Source organism: Paracoccus sp. J55 (assembly GCF_000513975.1).
Taxonomy (GTDB): domain Bacteria; phylum Pseudomonadota; class Alphaproteobacteria; order Rhodobacterales; family Rhodobacteraceae; genus Paracoccus.
In genome coordinates this window covers 45,352-63,151 of the sequence record NZ_AZVA01000022.1, presented here as the reverse complement: position 1 = coordinate 63,151, position 17,800 = coordinate 45,352, and the positions used below count along the sequence as shown (strand labels likewise).

Below are 17,800 nucleotides of genomic sequence, written 5' to 3'. Positions count from 1 at the left end.
GCCATGCGAATGACGACTGAGGAATCTTTTGTTAAGGTATTGCAGCTTCACGGGATCGAGCATGCTTTCGGGATCATCGGCTCTGCGATGATGCCTGTGTCGGATCTGTTTCCGAAGGCTGGGATCAGGTTCTGGGACTGCGCGCATGAGACGAATGCGGGTCTGATGGCGGACGGGTTCACGCGCTCGACCGGCAAGATGTCGATGGCGATCGCGCAGAACGGGCCGGGGGTGACGGGCTTCGTGACGCCGGTGAAGACCGCCTACTGGAACCACACGCCGCTTCTGCTGGTGACGCCTCAGGCGGCGAACCGGACCATCGGCCAGGGCGGCTTCCAGGAGATGGAGCAGATGCGGCTCTTTGCCGATTGCGTCTGCTACCAGGAGGAGGTGCGCGACGCGAGCCGCATCCCCGAGGTGCTGAACCGGGTGATCATGCAAGCCTGGCGCAACTCGGCCCCGGCGCAGATCAACATCCCGCGCGACTTCTGGACCCAGGTGATCGACGTGGAACTGCCGCAGGTGGTGGCCTTCGAGCGGCCCGCGGGCGGCGAGCAGGCGGTGGCCGAGGCGGCAAGGCTGCTCAGCGAGGCAAAATTCCCGGTCATCCTGTCGGGCGCCGGGGTGGTGCTGTCGGGGGCGATCCCGGACCTGGTGAAGCTGGCCGAGCGGCTGGATGCGCCGGTCTGCAGCAATTACCAGCACAATGACAGCTTCCCGGGCAGCCACCCGCTGGCCATGGGGCCGCTGGGCTACAACGGCTCGAAGGCCGGGATGGAGATCATCCAGAAGGCCGATGTGGTGCTGGCGCTGGGGACGCGATTGAACCCGTTCTCGACCCTGCCGGGCTACGGCATCGACTACTGGCCGAAGCAGGCCAGGATCATCCAGGTCGACATCAATGCCGACCGCATCGGGCTGACCAAGAAGGTCACGGTGGGCATCCAGGGCGATGCGGCCAAGGTGGCGCGCGGCATCCTGGCGCAGCTTGCCCCCGCGGCGGGCGATGCCGGGCGGCAGGAACGCAAGGATCTCATCGCGCAGACCAAGTCCCGCTGGGCGCAGGAGCTTTCGAGCCTCGACCACGAGGAGGATGATCCGGGCACCGAATGGAACGCCGAGGCGCGGGTCCGCGACGCCGGGCTGATGAGCCCGCGCCAGGCCTGGCGGGCGATCATGCAGGCGGTGCCGAAGGAGGCGATCGTCAGCTCGGACATCGGCAACAACTGCGCCATCGGCAATGCCTATCCAAGCTTCGAGGCCGGGCGCAAATACCTGGCGCCGGGCCTCTTCGGTCCCTGCGGCTACGGCTTCCCGGCGATCCTGGGCGCCAAGATCGGCAATCCCGAGGTGCCGGTGATCGGCTTTGCCGGCGACGGCGCCTTCGGCATCTCGATGAACGAGATGACCGCCTGCGGGCGCGCGGACTGGCCGGCGATCACCATGGTGATCTTCCGCAACTACCAATGGGGCGCGGAAAAGCGCAACACGACGCTGTGGTACGACAACAACTTCGTCGGCACCGAGCTCGACCGCGACACCTCCTATGCCGGCATCGCCCGGGCCTGCGGGCTCGCCGGCGTGCAGGTCAAGTCGCAGGAGGAGCTGACCGCGGCCCTGCACGAGGCGGTCGAGCGGCAGATGCGGGACGGCGAGACCACCTTCATCGAGGTGCTCTTGAACCAGGAGCTGGGCGAGCCCTTCCGCCGCGACGCGATGAAGAAGCCGGTGGTGGTGGCCGGCATCGACCCGGCCGACATGCGCCCGCAAAAGGGCGCGGCCTGACGCGGAAAGGCGGCGCAGGGCGCCGGCGCCCCCCGGCTTTCACCGTTTCCCAAATACTCCGGGGGGCGCTTGCCGGGCCCCGTCGAGGGGCCGGGCAAGCGCGAGGGGGCAGCGCCCCCCTCGGCGGCCGGGAAGGACCGCAGGACCGCCGGACACATCCGCCCATGAGGCCCTCTCCCGGGGCGCATGACGCCCTTCCGACGACGACCCGGCGCGGCCCCCGCCCCGGCCCCATCCCCGCATCCCGGTGACGACGATGATGACCACCCTGATCCCTTCGCGCAGCCTGCTCGGCGAGGCCTTCCCGGGCTTCGCGGTCTCGGCGCTGGTCGCGGCCACGGCGCAGTTCCTGTCGGACCATTACGGCGCCCCGGCCATGCTGCTGGCGCTGCTTCTGGGCCTGGCGCTGAACTTCCTGGCCGAGGAGGGCACCCGCACCGCGCCCGGCATCGCCTTCACCGCCCGCACCGTGCTGCGGCTCGGGGTGGCGCTTCTGGGCGCGCGGATCTCGGTCGAGATGCTGAGCGGGCTGGGGCCGCGCGCCATCGCGCTGGTGGTCGCGGGGGTGGTGCTGACCATCCTCTTCGCGCTCCTCGCCACCCGCCTCGTCGGCCGCGGCTGGCGCTTCGCGCTGCTGACCGGCGGCGCGGTGGCGATCTGCGGCGCCTCGGCGGCCATGGCCATCGCCGCGGTCCTGCCCCGGCACGAGAAATCCGAGCGCGACCTGGTCTTCACCGTGCTCTCGGTCACCGTGCTCTCGACCCTGGCCATGGTGCTCTACCCGATGCTGTCGAACGCCTTCGGCTTCACGGCGCGCGACAGCGGCGTCTTTTTGGGCGGCACCATCCACGACGTGGCCCAGGTGGTCGGCGCCGGCTTTTCCATCGGCCCCGAGGCCGGCGAGACCGCGACGCTGGTCAAGCTGATCCGCGTCTCGATGCTGGCGCCGGTGGTGCTGTGCTTCTCGCTGGCGATCCGGGCGCGCGGGCTGGCCGATGCCAGGGGCGGCAAGGCGCCGCCGCTCTTGCCGGGCTTCGTGCTGGGCTTCCTGGCGCTGGCGGCGCTGAACAGCGCCGGGCTGATCCCGCAGCCGGTCTCGGCGCTTGCCGGGCAGCTGTCCCGCTGGGCGCTGCTGATCTCGATCGCCGCGGTCGGCATCAAGACCTCGCTCGGCAGGATGCTCGAGGTCGGGGGCGGCGCCATCGCGCTGATCGTGGCCGAGACCGTGTTCCTGGGCGTCTTCGTCGTCGCCGGCCTGCATTTCTGGGGGTAGTGCCATGAAACCGCTCGAGCGCATCCACGAGGCCGCGAAGGCCCTGGACCGCCACATCATCCTGCCCGAGGGCGGGGACCCGCGCGTCGCCGAGGCCGCCCGCCGGCTGGTGGCCGAGGGGCTGGCCCGCGTCACCCTGCTGGGCGGGCCCGAGATCCCCGGCGTGGGCCGCATCGACCCGGCGGGCGCGCCCGACCTGGCCGAGCTGGCCGACCACTGGCACCGGCTGCGCGCCGCCAAGGGCATGACCGCGGAACGCGCGCTTTCCGAGATGCGCGACCCGATCCGCCAGGCGGCGATGCGGGTGCGGCTGGGCCAGGCCGACGGCACGGTGGGCGGCGCGGTCGCCACCACCGCCGACACGGTGCGCGCGGCCCTGCAGATCATCGGCCGGGCCCCCGGGGCCGGGATCGTGTCGAGCTTCTTTCTGATGCTGTCCTGCGGGCCCGGGGCGCCGGTCCGGGGCGGCATGATCTTTGCCGATTGCGGGCTGGTGATCCAGCCCGACGCGGCCGAGCTCGCCGCCATCGCGCTGTCGGCGGCCGAGAGCTGCCGGCGGCTCCTGGCCGAGGCGCCGCGGGTGGCGCTCTTGTCCTTTTCGACCGCCGGCTCGGCCGATCATCCCAGCCTGGGGCGGCTGCGCGAGGCCTTGGCGCTGATCCGCGCCGCCGCCCCGGATCTGGAGGTCGACGGCGAGCTGCAGTTCGACGCGGCGCTGGACGAGGCGATCCGGGCGAGGAAGGCCCCGGCAAGCCGCCTGACCGGCCGGCCGAACGTCTTCGTCTTTCCCGACCTCGCCTCGGGCAATATCGGCTACAAGATCGCCCAGCGCCTGGGCGGCCTCATCGCCATCGGACCCATCCTCCAGGGCCTCGCCAAACCCGCAAACGACCTCTCCAGAGGATGCTCCGTCAACGATATCGTCAATGCAACAGCAATAACCGCCATGCAAACTCAAATATGAGCCGGAAGATGGCAAGGACTGCGACCCCCCGCGAAGCTCCGATCATGCGGGATGCGGCGAGGACGTCCCGCCGGATCGCCTGATCCGTCCGGGGACGCCGTGACGATCCGTCCGGCGCGGGGCATACGGGCCGGAAAGGCGATCCCCGCGCGGCGCCCAGCCGCTTGCCTGCTGCGCCGAGGCCGGCCCGACAAGGCCGGAGCCGGACTGCGATCCCGTCCTCCGCGCATGGCGGGCGGGTGACGGCCAGTATCCCGGCCGGAACCCGGCATCCCCACATCGGCCGTGGTGGCGTCGCGGGTCCGGCGCGGGCCGCAGACCATGCCCTGTTCCCGGGGCCGAAGCGGCGCCACATGGCGGCTTCGGTCGCCCGGAGAAGCGGCTTGCCAATTCATAGTATTTCAGTAAACAATGCCCGGTGATGACGACCGTGGATATCCGCGTCCGGATGGTCTTCCGATAGCGAGGCGGGCAGGAAACATGCAGGCCAACAGAGAGTTCCTACCTCGGATGGAAACCCGCATCCATGGGCTGCGGACGCTGGCGCCGCTTTGCTATCGCCGCTTTGCCGGGGCGATCGCCGATGTCTGGTCGGTCAGGGGCGAGGAGGGCGGCGGCGGATTCTATATCGCGCCCGATCCGCGCATCGTCATCCTGCTTGGCAAGCAGCCGCCGCCGGTGATGATGCGCATCGGCGGGGATCTTGCCGAATATCGCGGCATCCAGGCGTTCTATATGCCGCCGGGCATGCCGTTATGGAGCCGGATCGAGGCGGACCATGAAAAGTCCCATCTGGATTTTCATATGGAAAGCAGCGCGTTGCATCAAAGACTTGCGGCAGCGGATGTCAGGGCGGACCTGACGCGGCCCCGCCTGCTTGGCCCGAGCGACAAGCTGGCGGATCTGGGCCGGCTGGCCTCGGACGAGGTCCGCAAGCCCAGCCGGGGCGACATGCTCATCGATGCGCTGCTTTCCGCGACGCTGGCCGAGATCTTCGCGACCCAGGCCGGCGCTGAGAACGACGGGCCTTGCACGGCAAGCGGCGGCCTCTCGGCGCGGCGGTTTGCGGCGGTCGAGCGCCATCTGCACGAAAATCTGAGCCGGCACGTTCCGCTTGCCGAAATGGCGCGGGCCGCGGGGCTGTCGGAAAGCCGTTTCTCGCATTGCTTCAAGCAGTCCCAGAACGAAACGCCGCAGCGGTGGCAAAGCCGCGTCAGGTTGAAGGCGGCCCAGGACATGATGCGCGATCCTGCCCGCTCGCTTGCCGATATCGCCTATGCCACGGGATTTGCCGATCAGGCGCATCTGTCGCGGGTGTTCCGGGCCGCGAACGGCATGCCGCCTTCGGTCTGGCGCAGGAGCAATTTTCAGGAGTCCTGAACAAATCCCAGCACTCTGGATCAAGACAGCGTCGGAAAATCGCAGTTAAAGACTCGGAAATTTTCCAGGATGGATCGATGATCAGGATGAACAGAGTCGCCCCGCTTTTCCTGAGCGCCAGCGTGATCGCCATGACGGCGCCCTGTGCCTTGGCGCAGGAGGAGGAAAAGGAAACCCGCCGCGACACCTTCGTCGGCGCGATCGTTCTGGACGCCGTGACGATCGAAGGCTTCCAGAATCCGAACGCGCCGCTGGAGGGCAGGGTGGCGCGGTCCTCGGCCACCACCAAGACCGGCCGGCCGCTGCTGGAGACGCAATCCTCCGTCTCGGTCGTGCCGCGCGCGCAGATCGAAGAGCAGGGCGCGACCAACCTGTCCGAGGCGCTGAGCTATTCGGCCGGGATCGTCACCGAGAACTATGGCGGCGATCCGCGCTTCGACAGCCTGTTCCTGCGTGGCTTCAACCTCGAGAACGACAAGTTCCTGGACGGGCTGCGGCTGATGCGCTCGACCCAGTTCCCGACCAGCGCGCCCGCCTTCGAGCTTTACGGGCTGGAGCGGGTCGAGGTGCTGCGCGGACCGGCCTCGGTGCTTTACGGCGCGGGGACGCCCGCGGGGCTGGTCAACATGATCCAGAAGCGGGCGCAGGCGGACGGCGATTTCACCGAGCTGGGCTTCAGCGCCGACAGCAAGGGCTCGGCCTCGGTCTATGGCGATGCGAACCGGGTCGTGGACGACCGCTTCGCCTATCGCGTCACCGCCAAGGGCGGCAACAGCCGGACCGATGTCGAGGAAATCGACAGCAAGCGCGGCTATCTGGGCCTGTCGGCCAGCTATGCGCTGAGCGACGCGACCGAGCTGGAATTCATGGCCAGCTATCACGGCGATGCGCCGATCTCGCCCACGGGGGTGCCGAGCGGGCTGATCGGGCAGGTCGATGCCAAGGATCTGCGCGAGTTCTATTTCGGCGACAAGTCGGTCAATGACAGCGACCGCAAGATGGGCACGCTGAGCTTCGGCCTGACGCATGATTTCGGCAATGGCTGGCGGCTGAACAACACGCTGCGCTATACCGATTTCGACTGGGATTATGACAGCGTGTATATCGGCGGGCTGACCGGCACCTCGGTCGGGCGGGGCGTCATCACCCAGCGGGAAAACTTCCGCGCCATCGCCACCGACCTGCGGCTGGCGGGCAGCGCCGAGACCGGGGCGGTGACGCATGCGCTGACTTTCGGCATCGACGCGCAGAAGCTGCGCGAGCGCGCCTATACCGGCTTTTCCACCATCGCCCCCATCGACTATGCCGCGCCCTCCTATGGCGGCATCACCGTGCCCGCCCCGTGGTATACGGCGGACAAGTCGGTCGATGCGACGCAGGTCGGCCTTTATGCGCTGGACGAGATCGAATTCGGCAATTGGCGCGCCACGGCGGGGCTGCGATACGAATGGACCCGGCAAGAGGGTCAGAGCGTGACGAATTTCGGCACCACCGATTACGCCCGCGAAGACCGGCAGCTGACCGGCCATCTGGGCTTGGGCTATCTGTGGGACAATGGGGTTTCGGTCTATGCCGCCTATTCGACCTCGTATCTGCCGCAGCCGGGTTTCGACATCGACAACAACCCGCTGGAGCCCACCCACGGCAAGCAGTGGGAGCTTGGGGCCAAATACGAGCCCACCGCCTTCGAGGGGCTGTTCACCGCCGCGCTCTATGACCTGCGCGAGACCGACCGCAATACGTCCGTCACCGAAGAGGTCGAAGGCGGCACCATCACCGGCGTCCGTCAGATCGGCGAGGCGCGCATCCGCGGGCTGGAACTGGAAGGCGTCGCGGAATTCGGGCAGGGCTGGTCGGTCAAGGGCGCCTATACCTATGCCTCGACCGACATCTCGGGCGAGAACGACGGCAACGAGCTGGCCAACACGCCGCGCCACGCCGCAAGCCTCTGGCTGTCGCATGAATTCCAGTCCGGCCCGATGCAGGGGCTGCAACTGGGCGGCGGCCTGCGCTATATCGGCTCTCGCTGGGCCTCGGATGCGAATACCGAGCGGCTGGAGGCGGTGACGCTGGTGGATCTGGGCGCCAGCTACGAATGGGAGAACGGCGTGATCGGCCGGCTGAACGTCAACAACCTGACGGACGAGGCCTATATCTCGGCCGTGGGGCTGAATTCCAGCTATTACGGCGACGGACGCACCGTGCAGGCCAGCCTGAGCCGTCGATGGTGACAGCCGCCTGCGGGTTCAGCCGACGCGCCTTTCTGGCCGCTGCCTGCGGGCTGGCCGGAGGGGCGCTGCCGGCTTTTGCGGCTGGCGGATTGCGGCTGGCGGCCGTGGACTGGGCGATGGCCGAGACCGCGATGGCGCTTGGCCACCCGCCCGCGGCGCTGGCCGAGCTGATCGGCTTTCGCGACGCCGCCGCGGCGCAGCCGCCGCAGAGCACCGTCGACCTCGGCCTGCGCGGGGCGCCCAATCTCGAGGCGCTCAGCCTCGTCGCGCCCGACCTGATCCTGTCCTCCAGCTATTACAGCGCGATCCAGCCGCGCCTGGAACGCATCGCGCCGGTCTTTACCCGCGCGCTTTATGTCGCCGGCGAGCCCGCCTTTCCCAAGGTGATGGCCGTGCTGGGGGAACTGGCGGAGCGGCTGGGCGATCCCGCCGCCGGGCCGCGCGCACAGGCCGCCGCGCAGGCCGAATTCGCCATGCTCGCGGGCCGCGCGGCGCCCTTTGCCGACCGTGCCTGCCTGATGTTCCAGCTGGGCGATTCCCGCCATATCCGCGTCTTCGGCACCGACAGCCTGTTCAGCGGCGCGCTCGAGGCCATCGGGCTGCGCAACGCCTGGGCGGCGCGCACCAGCTTCGCCTTCGCCGCCCCGGTGCCGCTGGAAAAGCTTGCCGAATACCCCGAGGCCCGGCTGGTCATCGTGGGCCGGATCCCGCCCCAGGCCGAACGCGGGCTGGGTTCGGCGGCCCTGTGGAACAGCCTGCCGCCGGTCAAGGCCGGGCGGGTCCACCGCCTGCCGGAACTGCGGCCCTTCGCCGGCATCCCCTCGGCGCTGCGCTTCGCGCACGAGCTTGTCGCCGCGCTGGAGGCCCGGGCGTGAATCGAGCCATCCTGGCCGCGGGGGGCGTCACGGCGCTGGCGCTGTGGAGCATTGCCGCGCTGTCGGCCCTGCCGCCGGCCGACTGGCCCGCCCTGCCTTGGCGGGCCTCCGACATGACGGTCCAGCAGATCCTGCTGGCCTATGGGCTGATGCCGCGCGGGGTCCTGGCCTTGCTGGCGGGCGCGGCGCTGGGACTGGCCGGGGCGCTGATGCAGGCGGTGCTGCGCAATCCGCTGGCCGATCCGACGACGCTGGGCACGGCCTCGGGCGCGCAGCTGGCGATCGTGGCGGCGACGATCTTCGCGCCGGATTGGCTGGTGGCGGGCAACCTGCCCATCGCGCTGGCGGGGGCAGGGGCGGCCACCGTTCTGGTCATGGCGCTGGGGGCGCGGCGAGGGTTCGCGCCGGTCACCGTGACCATCGCCGGCATGCTGGTCGGGCTGCTGGCCTCGGCCGTGGCGACCGCGCTGACACTGGCGCAGGGGCATTACCTGCTGTCGCTGGTGATGTGGAACGGCGGCTCCATGGCGCAGGTGGACTGGTCGGGCAGCCGGCACATGGCGCTGGCGCTGGTCCCGGCGCTGCTGCTGGCGGCGGGGCTGGCGCGGCCGCTGATGGTCATGTCTCTGGGCCCCGAGGGGGCGCATGGGCTTGGCCTGCGGCTGGCGCCCCTGCGCTTCGCGACCCTGCTGCTGGCGGTTGCCCTTTCGGCCCTGGTCTCGGCCGAGATCGGGCTGGTCGGCTTCGTCGGGCTTGCCGCACCGGCCATCGCCCGCAGCCTGGGCGCGCGGACGCTGCTTCAGCGCCTGATGCTGGCGCCGGTGGCGGGGGCGCTGGTGCTGTCGCTGGCCGACGGCCTGCTGCTGGCCGTGTCGGCCGCGGGCGGCCCGAGCCTGCCCACCGGCGCGCTGACCGGGCTGATCGGCGGGCCGCTGCTGATCTGGCTGCTGCCCCGGATGAAGGCGCAGGTGCCGCAGCGGGCCGAAGAGGGCGACCGCCGCAGCCATCGCGCCGCCCGTCCCGGGCGGCTGCTGGCGGGGCTGGCCGCCGCCTGCCTGATGCTGGCGGTGCTGACGTTGTTCGGCGGCCGCGGGCCGGAGGGCTGGGGCTTCATGCCCGCGGAACTGCGCGAGACCTTCCTGCCCCTGCGCGCCGCCGCGATCCTGGCGGCCGCCTCGGCGGGCGCGTTGCTGGCCGGGGCGGGGGCGATCCTGCAACGGCTGACCGCAAACCCCATGGCGGCGCCCGAGGTGCTGGGCGTGACCGGGGGCGCCTCGCTGGGCTATGCGATCACGGTCATGGCCTTCGGCGGCGCCGGTCCGATGATGCTGGCGCTGGGAACTTCGGCGGGGGGTGCCCTGGCGCTGGCGGGGCTGGCGGGCTATGCGATGCGCGCCGATCTGGCGCCCGCGCGGCTGCTGCTGGCGGGGCTGGCCATCGGCGCGCTGGCCTCGGCGGTGCTGGGCGCGATCATGGCTTCGGACGACCGCTCGGCCTGGGTGATCCTGGGCTGGCTGGCGGGCAGCGCCTCGCAGGTCTCGCCCCCGGGCGCCGCCGCCTTGGCCGGGCTGGCGCTGGCGCTGCTGGCCGCGCTGGTCGCTGCCGCCCGCTGGCTCGAGATCCTGCCGCTCGGCGGCGAGGTCGGCCGCGCGCTCGGCCTGCCGCTGGCGCAGGTGCGGCTGGGGCTGATCCTGCTGGCGGGGCTGGCCACCGGGGCGGCGACGATGCTGGTCGGCCCGGTCAGCTTCGTCGGCCTGATGGCGCCGCATCTGGCGCGCAGCATGGGCCTTGCCCGCGCCGCGCCCTTCTGCGCCGGAAGCTGGCTGCTGGGCGCGGTGCTGATGCTGCTCGCTGCCTTCGGGGCACGCACCGCCAGCTATCCCTATGACCTGCCGCTGGGGCTGTTCGCCACGCTGATCGGCGCGCCCTGGCTGTTCATCATGCTGATGAAAAGGACCTCCGCATGACGCTTTTCACCCTGTCGGGCGTCACCTATGACGTGCCGGGCCGCCGGCTGATCGAGGGGCTGGACCTGCAGATCCGCCCCGGCATGGTCACGGCCCTGATCGGGCGCAACGGTTCGGGAAAATCGACGCTGCTGAAGCTGATCTCGGGGCAGAACCGGCCCTCGGCCGGACGCATCGCCTATGCCGGCCGCGATCTGGCGGACTGGTCGCCGCGCGACCTGGCCCGCGACCTGGCCTATCTCCCGCAGGTCACGCCGCCGGCCGAAGGGATGCTGGTCGAGGAACTGGTGGCGCTTGGCCGCTTTCCCTGGCGCGGCGCGCTTGGCCGCTTCCGCGCGCAGGATCACGCCGCCGTCGATGCCGCCATCGCCCGCTGCCATGTCGGCCATCTGCGCGGCCGCCTGGTCGATACCCTGTCGGGGGGCGAACGCCAGCGCAGCTGGATCGCGATGATGCTGGCGCAGGGCGCGCGGACGCTGCTGCTGGACGAGCCGATCTCGGCGCTCGACGTCGCGCATCAGGTCGAGGTGCTGGACCTGGTGCATAGCATGTGTCGGGACGAGGGGTTGTCGGCCATCGTCGTGCTGCACGACCTGAACATGGCGGCGCGCTATTGCGACCATGTGGTCGCGCTTGGTTCCGGCAGGCTGCTGCTGGACGGCCCCATCGGCGCGCTGATGACGCCCGAGGCGCTGCTGGAGATCTATGGCCTGCCCATGCATGTCGCAACGCATAACGGCCATGCCTTCGCCTTGCCGCGCTAGGTCGCCGGTCCTTCCTTCGGATCCCCGCACCGCCCGGGGCTGTGATTCCGGCGCATGCCACCTCCAGCGAACCGCCTGGCGCCCGACGCAGGTCTCGCGGCTGCTGCAGGCCATGGAGGAGGGGCTAATGCCCTTCGTCGATCCGGGGCAGGAACCAGGCGAGCAGCCCGGCCAGCGGCAGGAAGGAGCATAGCCTATAGACCGCCTCGACGCCGTAGCTGTCGGCCAGACCGCCGAGGATCGCCGCCGCGATGCCGCCAAGGCCGAAGTTCAACCCATAGAACAGCCCGCCGATCAGCCCGATGCGGCCCGGCAGCAGCTCCATCGCATAGATCAGGATCGAGGCGAAGGCGCTGGCCATGATCAGGTTGATCGCCACCGTCAGCACCCCGGTCCAGAACAGGTCGGCATAGGGCAGCACCAGCGTCAGCGGCAACGGCCCCAGCACCGAGATCCAGATGATGCGATAGCGGCCGATGCGGTCGCCGACAATGCCGCCGATCAGCGCCCCCGCTGCCGAAGCCAGAAGGAAGACGAACAGCATCATCTGCGCCGAGGGGATCGACAGACCGAAGCGGTCCATCAGATAGAAGGTGTAGAATGAACGGAAGCTCTCGCCGTAAGCGTTCTTGGAGAACATCAGCAGCGTCAGCACCACCAGCCCGATGCCGATGGTCAGGGGCGCGTGCGAGACGTGGCCGCGCCCGTCCTTGCGGGCAGCCGAACGCATCGCCACGAATTCGGCGCTGATCTGCCGCTGGCGGCTGCCGATCCAGACCAGCAGCATCATGGCCATCAGCGCGGCGACGGCGAACCATGCCAGGCTGGGCTGGCCCCAGGGCACGATGATCAGCGCCGCGAAGACCGGTCCCAGCGCCCCGCCCGCCTGCCCGCCGACCTGGAAGATGCCCTGCGCAAGGCCCTGCCGGCCGCCCGCCGCATAGCGCGCCATCCGCGTCGCCTCGGGGTGGAAGATCGACGAGCCGATGCCGATCAGCGCCACCGAGACCAGGATGACCGCATAGCTGTGGGCAAAGGCCAGGCTGACCAGGCCCGAGAGGGTGAACATCATGCCCGCCACCGGAGAGTAGGGCGCCGGGTGGCGGTCCGTCACCATGCCGATCACCGGCTGCAGCAGCGACCCGGCGATCTGGAAGGTCAGGGTGATCATGCCGATCTGCACGAAATCCAGCGCATAGGCTTCCTTGAGGATCGGATAGGCGGCGGGGATCAGCGACTGCATCATGTCGTTCAGCAGATGCGTCAGGCCCAGCATGACCAGCACGGTCACATGGGTTCTGGCGCGGGCGGCGGTCATGGTGGCGGTGGTCATGTCGGCAAGCTTTCCGTGCAGTGGCCGGGAGGATGTCCGGCGCCTCGGGCCATATCTGTGGCCCGAAAGCGCGGCATGGGCAAGGGCGGCCGAGTTCTGTAACGCCACGCCGCTGTCCCGCGCCATCCGCCGGGTCGAAGACGGGGAACTGGACCGTGGGCAGATTCGGGCAGCCGGCCTACCGCGAAGATCCCTGCGGGGCAGGCCGCCGGCAGGCCGCTTGACAGGTCCGCCGCAGAATTATAAACGAACGGTCGTATTGAAATTCTGGAGCCGGCCATGGGACGCAAGCGCAGCATCGATCGCGACGAGCTGATGGCCGCCATCGAGCGGGTGGCGCGCCGTTCGGGCATTGCCGGGCTCAGCATCGATGCCGTCGCCAAGGAAGCGGGGATCAGCAAGTCCAGCGTGGTCTATGACTGCGACAGCAAGGCCGGGCTGCTCGCCGCCTTCATCCGTCACAAGATGGCCCAGCACCAGGCGCGTTTCGTCGATATCCGCGCCCGGCACGAGGGCCGGCCCAATGCCCGGCTGCGCGCGCTGATCGATGAGTGCCGGCGCGTGCCGACCGACGAAGAGCTGGACATGGCGATGCTGATCAGCACCAGCATGGGCGAGCACGCGGAATGCCGCGAGATCATGCGCGAGATGCTGGCCGGCGATGCCGAGACGGTCGCGGCCCAGGCCGGCGACCGGCGGCGGATGCTGATGGCGCTTCTGACCCTGCACGGTATGGAATTCCTCGAATATTTCGGCTTTCACCGTTTCGACCAGGAAACCCGCAATGACATCCTCGACGAATTGATGGCGGTCGTGGAAAGCGACCCCGGCGCAGCCGGAGACTGATCCCTCCCCCATATTCAGCTTCCCAGGAAAGACCGATCCATGACGATGAGATTTTCCCCCGGCGTTTCCGCCGGGCTTGTGCTTTGCTGCCTGATGGCGGCCTCGCCGCTGGCCGCGCAGCAGCTTCCGCCGCCGCAGGTCAGCGTGCAGGAGATGACGCCCGAGGCGCTGCCGGTGGTGAACGAATTGCCCGGCCGCGTGGCCGCGACCCGCGTCGCCGAGGTGCGGCCGCGCGTCGGCGGCATCGTGATCGAGCGCGTTTTCGAACAGGGCGGCAAGGTCGAGGCGGGCGACGTGCTGTATCGCATCGACCCCGCCCCCTATGACGTGCGCGTCGCCAGCGCCGAGGGTGCGCTGGCCCGGGCCGAGGCCACGGCGCTGAACGCCGCAGACCAGGAAAAGCGTGCCCGCGCCCTGCGCGAGCGCAAGGTGACGGCGGGGGTCGATCTGGACAATGCCGCCACCGCGCTGGCCCAGGCCCAGGCGGATGTGGCCATCGCCCGCGCCTCGCTGCAGGAGGCGCAGCTGAACCGCTCCTATACCGAGGTCACGGCGCCCATCGCCGGCGTGGTCGGCCGGGCGCTGGTGACCGAGGGCGCGCTGGTCAATGCCCAGACCGATATCATGGCGACCATCCAGCAACTCGATCCGGTCTATGTGGACTTCACCCAGTCCTCGTCCGAACTGTTCGCGCTGCGCCGCGCGCTGGCGGCGGGGCAGCTGGCCATGACCTCGGCCGATGCGGCCGAGGTGCGGCTGATCTTCGACGACGGCAGCGAATATGCCCATCCCGGCAAGCTGCTGTTTTCGGAAGCCAGCGTGGACAGCTCGACCGGGCAGATCACCCTGCGCGCCGAGTTCCCGAACCCCGAGGGCGAGTTGCTGCCCGGGCTTTACGTGCGGGTGCGGATCGAGCAGGCGGTGCGCGACAACGCCCTGACCGTGCCGCAGATGGCGGTGCAGCGCGACGAGTCGGGCCAGGCCTATATCTATGCGCTGAAGGACGACGAAACGGTCGAGCGCCGCGACGTGACCCTGGGCCAGACCACCGACAACCGCTGGCTGGTGGAAAGCGGGCTGAAACCGGGCGACCGGGTCGTGGTCATGGGGGCGCAGAAGCTTTACCCCGACGCCAAGGTGGTGCCGCAGCCCGTGGACGCGGCCCAGCCGCCGGTGCCGACCGGCGCCGCCGCGGCCGCCGAAGCGCCCGCCCCGGCCCCGGCGCAGGAGTAGGCCGATGGCACGGTTCTTCATTCACCGGCCGGTGCTGGCCTGGGTGATCTCGATCTTCATCGTCATCGCCGGGGTGATCGCGCTGCCGATGATGCCCATCGCGCAATATCCGCAGGTGGCCTGGCCGCAGATCACCATCTCGACCGCCTATACCGGCGCCGCGCCGGGCGAGATCAACCGCGCCGTCGCCCAGCCCATCGAGGACGAGCTGAACGGCGTCGAGGGCCTGGCCTATTACGAATCGGTCTCGGATTCCTCGGGGGCCATGTCGATCACCGCGACCTTCGAGCCGGGCACCGACATCGCCCGCGCCCAGGTCGACGTGCAGAATGCCGTGGCGCGGGTCGAGCCGCTTTTGCCGCAAAGCGTGGTCGATCAGGGCGTGCTGATCGAAGAGGCGGGCACCGGCTTCCTGATGATGGTGGCGCTGACCTCGGATGACGGGGCGATGGGCGACATCGCGCTCGGCGACTACCTGAACCGCAACGTGGTGGGCGAGATCCGCCGCATCGAGGGCGTGGGCCGGGCGCAGGTCTTTGCCCCGGAACGGGCGCTGCGCATCTGGGTCGATCCGGCCAAGATGACCGGGCTGAACCTCAGCTCGGCCGAGATCGTCGCGGCGGTGCGGGCGCAGAACGCGCAGGTCGCGGCCGGCAAGGTCGGGGCGGACCCGAACCCCATCGGCCAGCAGCTGACTGCGACCGTGCTGATCAAGGGGCAGCTGGACGATGTGGACGAATTCGGCAAGATCGTGCTGCGCGCCAATCCCGACGGCTCGACCGTGCTCTTGCGCGACGTGGCCCGGCTGGAGGTCGGTGCCGAGACCTATAGTTTCGCCTCGCGCATCGACGGCAAGCCGGCGGCGGCGCTGGGGATCCAGCTTTCGGCCACCGGCAACGCGCTGAACACCTCGGAAGCGGTGCATCAGAAGATGGAGGAGCTGTCGCGGTTCTTCCCCGACGGCGTCAGCTATACCATCCCCTATGACACCACCCCCTTCGTCGAGGCATCCATCGAGAAGGTGCTGCACACGCTGGTCGAGGCGATGGCGCTGGTCTTCGTGGTGATGTTCCTGTTCCTGCAGAATTTCCGTTATACCATCATCCCGACCATCGTCGTGCCCATCGCGCTGATGGGGACAGTGGCGGTCATGCTGGCGGCGGGATTCTCGATCAACGTGCTGACCATGTTCGCCATGGTGCTGGCCATCGGCATCCTGGTCGATGACGCCATCGTGGTGATCGAGAACGTCGAGCGCATCATGGCGACCGAAGGGCTGCCGCCGCGCGAGGCGACGAAAAAGGCCATGGGGCAGATCTCGGGCGCCATCATCGGCATCACGCTGGTTCTCGCGGCGGTCTTCGTGCCGATGGCGTTCTTTCCCGGCTCGTCGGGCATCATCTATCGGCAATTCGCGCTGACCATGGTGGTGTCGATCCTGTTCTCGGCCTTCTTGGCGCTGACGCTGACCCCGGCGCTTTGCGCGACCTTCCTGAAGCCGATCAGCGGCCATCACGAAAGGAAGGGCTTCTTCGGCTGGTTCAACCGCAATTTCGACCGGCTGACCGAGCGTTATACCCGCGCGGTCGGGCTGGTCACGCGGCGGCGGCTGGTAATGATGGGGTTCTATCTGGTGCTGGTCGCGGCCACCGGCATGGGCTTCCTGCGCCTGCCGACCAGCTTCCTGCCGAACGAGGACCAGGGCTTCATCATCGCCGACATCCAGACCCCGGCCACGGCCAGTTCGAACCGCACCGACGAGGTGCTGGCCCAGGCCACGCAGATGTTCCAGCAGAACGAGGCCGTCGAGAACACGGTGGCGATCCGCGGTTTCAGCTTTTCGGGGCAGGGGCCCAATGCCGGGCTGATGTTCGTCACCTTCAAGGACTGGGCCGAGCGCGAGCAATCGGCGCAGGACATCGCCAACGCCGCGAACATGCAGATGTTCGGCTATCAGGACGCGCAGGCCTTCGCGCTGTCGCCGCCGCCGATCCCCGGCTTCGGCGCCACCGGCGGCTTCAGCTTCCGGCTGCAGGACCGCGGCGGGCAGGGGCAGGAGGCGCTGCTGGCCGCCGCCCAGCAGATCATCGCCAAGGCGCAGGAAAACGGCATCGCCACCGGGCTGCGCATCGAGGGGCTGCCCTCGGCCGCGCAGGTCTTCGTCACCATCGACCGCGAAAAGGCCAATGCCTTCGGCGTGACCTTCGCCGACATCTCGGCGACGATCTCGCAATACCTGGGCTCGGCCTATATCAACGACTTCCCCAATGCCGGGAAGATGCAGCGCGTGGTCATGCAGGCCGAGGACGACTCGCGCATGCAGGCCGAAGACATCCTGAAGCTGACCGTGCGCAACGCGGGTGGCGGCATGGTGCCCTTCTCCTCCTTCGCCAGCGTGACATGGGAGCAGGGGCCGTCGCAGGTCGTCAGCTATAACGGCTATCCGGCGGTCCGCATCGCCGGCGCGGCCGGGCCGGGCTACAGTTCCGGCGCCGCCATGGCCGAGATGGAGCGGCTGGCGGCCGAACTGCCGCAGGGCTTCGGCTATGAATGGACCGGGCAGTCGCTGGAGGAGATTCAGGCCGGGTCGCAGGCGACGCTGCTTTACGCGATGAGCATCCTGTTCGTCTTCCTGCTGCTTTCGGGGCTTTACGAAAGCTGGTCGATCCCGCTTTCCGTGATGCTGGTGGTGCCGCTGGGCGTTCTGGGCTGCGTCGTCGCGGTCATGCTGCGCGACATGCCCAACGACATCTATTTCAAGGTCGGGCTGATCGCCATCATCGGGCTTTCGGCCAAGAACGCCATCCTGATCGTGGAATTCGCCAAGGACCTGCGCGCACAGGGGCAAAGCCTGATCGACGCGGCGGTGACGGCGGCGAAGCTGCGCTTCCGGCCGATCCTGATGACCTCGCTCGCGTTCACGCTGGGCGTGGTGCCCTTGGCCATCGCCACCGGCCCCTCGGCGGCAAGCCAGAACGCCATCGGAACCGGGGTGATCGGCGGCATGGTCGCGGCCACGGTGCTGGCGGTGTTCTTCGTGCCGGTGTTCTTCGTCTTCGTGCTGGGCGCGGTCAGCCGGCTGACCGGCGGCAGGACGGTGGCCGGGCCGCAGGCCGATACGGCGGGCTAGGCTCCGGCGCCGCCGCAGG

Annotated in this window: 12 protein-coding genes; 11 read left to right on the top strand and 1 reads right to left on the bottom strand. The window is 69.2% G+C overall.

Annotation, left to right across the window (positions count from 1 at the left end):
• Positions 1 to 3 precede the first annotated feature (3 nt).
• The 8 genes from xsc to PARJ55_RS0115785 all read left to right on the top strand — a co-directional run bounded on the left by xsc (position 4) and on the right by PARJ55_RS0115785 (position 11,239).
• Positions 4 to 1,785 carry a sulfoacetaldehyde acetyltransferase gene (xsc, locus tag PARJ55_RS0115820; protein ID WP_028712788.1) on the top strand — a complete coding sequence of 594 codons (1,782 nt, stop codon included), beginning with the start codon at positions 4 to 6 and terminating at the stop codon, positions 1,783 to 1,785.
• A gap of 256 nt (positions 1,786 to 2,041) precedes the next feature.
• Positions 2,042 to 3,058 carry a YeiH family protein gene (locus PARJ55_RS0115815; RefSeq protein ID WP_028712789.1) on the top strand — a complete coding sequence of 339 codons (1,017 nt, stop codon included), beginning with the start codon at positions 2,042 to 2,044 and terminating at the stop codon, positions 3,056 to 3,058.
• A 4-nt stretch (positions 3,059 to 3,062) separates the two neighbouring features.
• Positions 3,063 to 4,022, top strand: a complete 960-nt coding sequence (gene pta / locus PARJ55_RS0115810; protein ID WP_028712790.1) for a phosphate acetyltransferase — start codon at positions 3,063 to 3,065, stop codon at positions 4,020 to 4,022.
• A 480-nt stretch (positions 4,023 to 4,502) separates the two neighbouring features.
• Positions 4,503 to 5,402, top strand: coding sequence for an AraC family transcriptional regulator (locus tag PARJ55_RS0115805; protein WP_028713923.1), 900 nt, complete (start codon positions 4,503 to 4,505; stop codon positions 5,400 to 5,402).
• A gap of 77 nt (positions 5,403 to 5,479) precedes the next feature.
• On the top strand, positions 5,480 to 7,633 hold the full coding sequence (locus PARJ55_RS0115800) for a TonB-dependent siderophore receptor (RefSeq protein ID WP_232215725.1): 2,154 nt from the start codon (positions 5,480 to 5,482) through the stop codon (positions 7,631 to 7,633).
• Positions 7,627 to 8,508, top strand: a complete 882-nt coding sequence (locus PARJ55_RS0115795; protein WP_028713921.1) for an ABC transporter substrate-binding protein — start codon at positions 7,627 to 7,629, stop codon at positions 8,506 to 8,508. The genes PARJ55_RS0115800 and PARJ55_RS0115795 overlap by 7 nt, the downstream gene beginning before the upstream one ends.
• Entirely contained in the window at positions 8,505 to 10,475 is a 1,971-nt protein-coding gene (fhuB, locus tag PARJ55_RS0115790) for a Fe(3+)-hydroxamate ABC transporter permease FhuB (RefSeq protein WP_036698824.1), read from the top strand. The genes PARJ55_RS0115795 and fhuB overlap by 4 nt, the downstream gene beginning before the upstream one ends.
• The gene (locus PARJ55_RS0115785) at positions 10,472 to 11,239 is read left to right on the top strand and encodes an ABC transporter ATP-binding protein (protein ID WP_028713919.1); all 768 of its coding nucleotides are present in this window, start codon (positions 10,472 to 10,474) and stop codon (positions 11,237 to 11,239) included. Before fhuB ends, PARJ55_RS0115785 begins: the two co-directional genes overlap by 4 nt.
• A 124-nt stretch (positions 11,240 to 11,363) precedes the next feature.
• Here the strand turns inward: PARJ55_RS0115785 and PARJ55_RS0115780 are convergent, their stop codons facing one another.
• Positions 11,364 to 12,572 (bottom strand): MFS transporter, encoded by a 1,209-nt coding sequence (locus PARJ55_RS0115780; RefSeq protein ID WP_028713918.1) that lies wholly within the window; start codon positions 12,570 to 12,572, stop codon positions 11,364 to 11,366.
• A 279-nt stretch (positions 12,573 to 12,851) separates the two neighbouring features.
• Between PARJ55_RS0115780 and PARJ55_RS0115775 the strand changes: the two genes are divergently transcribed.
• From PARJ55_RS0115775 to PARJ55_RS0115765, 3 genes are read left to right on the top strand one after another with little or no spacing between them, the layout of a single operon-like run.
• On the top strand, positions 12,852 to 13,418 hold the full coding sequence (locus PARJ55_RS0115775; RefSeq protein WP_028713917.1) for a TetR/AcrR family transcriptional regulator: 567 nt from the start codon (positions 12,852 to 12,854) through the stop codon (positions 13,416 to 13,418).
• Between the two features lie 39 nt (positions 13,419 to 13,457).
• On the top strand, positions 13,458 to 14,651 hold the full coding sequence (locus PARJ55_RS0115770; RefSeq protein ID WP_028713916.1) for an efflux RND transporter periplasmic adaptor subunit: 1,194 nt from the start codon (positions 13,458 to 13,460) through the stop codon (positions 14,649 to 14,651).
• Between the two features lie 4 nt (positions 14,652 to 14,655).
• Entirely contained in the window at positions 14,656 to 17,781 is a 3,126-nt protein-coding gene (locus PARJ55_RS0115765) for an efflux RND transporter permease subunit (RefSeq protein ID WP_028713915.1), read from the top strand.
• Positions 17,782 to 17,800 lie beyond the last annotated feature (19 nt).

Coding starts and splice junctions, on each gene's coding strand:
- PARJ55_RS0115775 (WP_028713917.1), top strand. CDS start 12,852: ATGGGACGCAAGCGCAGCATCGATCGCGACGAGCTGATGGCCGCCATC.
- pta (WP_028712790.1), top strand. CDS start 3,063: ATGAAACCGCTCGAGCGCATCCACGAGGCCGCGAAGGCCCTGGACCGC.
- PARJ55_RS0115795 (WP_028713921.1), top strand. CDS start 7,627: ATGGTGACAGCCGCCTGCGGGTTCAGCCGACGCGCCTTTCTGGCCGCT.
- PARJ55_RS0115780 (WP_028713918.1), bottom strand. CDS start 12,572: ATGACCACCGCCACCATGACCGCCGCCCGCGCCAGAACCCATGTGACC.
- PARJ55_RS0115805 (WP_028713923.1), top strand. CDS start 4,503: ATGCAGGCCAACAGAGAGTTCCTACCTCGGATGGAAACCCGCATCCAT.
- PARJ55_RS0115765 (WP_028713915.1), top strand. CDS start 14,656: ATGGCACGGTTCTTCATTCACCGGCCGGTGCTGGCCTGGGTGATCTCG.
- PARJ55_RS0115815 (WP_028712789.1), top strand. CDS start 2,042: ATGATGACCACCCTGATCCCTTCGCGCAGCCTGCTCGGCGAGGCCTTC.
- xsc (WP_028712788.1), top strand. CDS start 4: ATGCGAATGACGACTGAGGAATCTTTTGTTAAGGTATTGCAGCTTCAC.
- PARJ55_RS0115785 (WP_028713919.1), top strand. CDS start 10,472: ATGACGCTTTTCACCCTGTCGGGCGTCACCTATGACGTGCCGGGCCGC.
- PARJ55_RS0115770 (WP_028713916.1), top strand. CDS start 13,458: ATGACGATGAGATTTTCCCCCGGCGTTTCCGCCGGGCTTGTGCTTTGC.
- PARJ55_RS0115800 (WP_232215725.1), top strand. CDS start 5,480: ATGATCAGGATGAACAGAGTCGCCCCGCTTTTCCTGAGCGCCAGCGTG.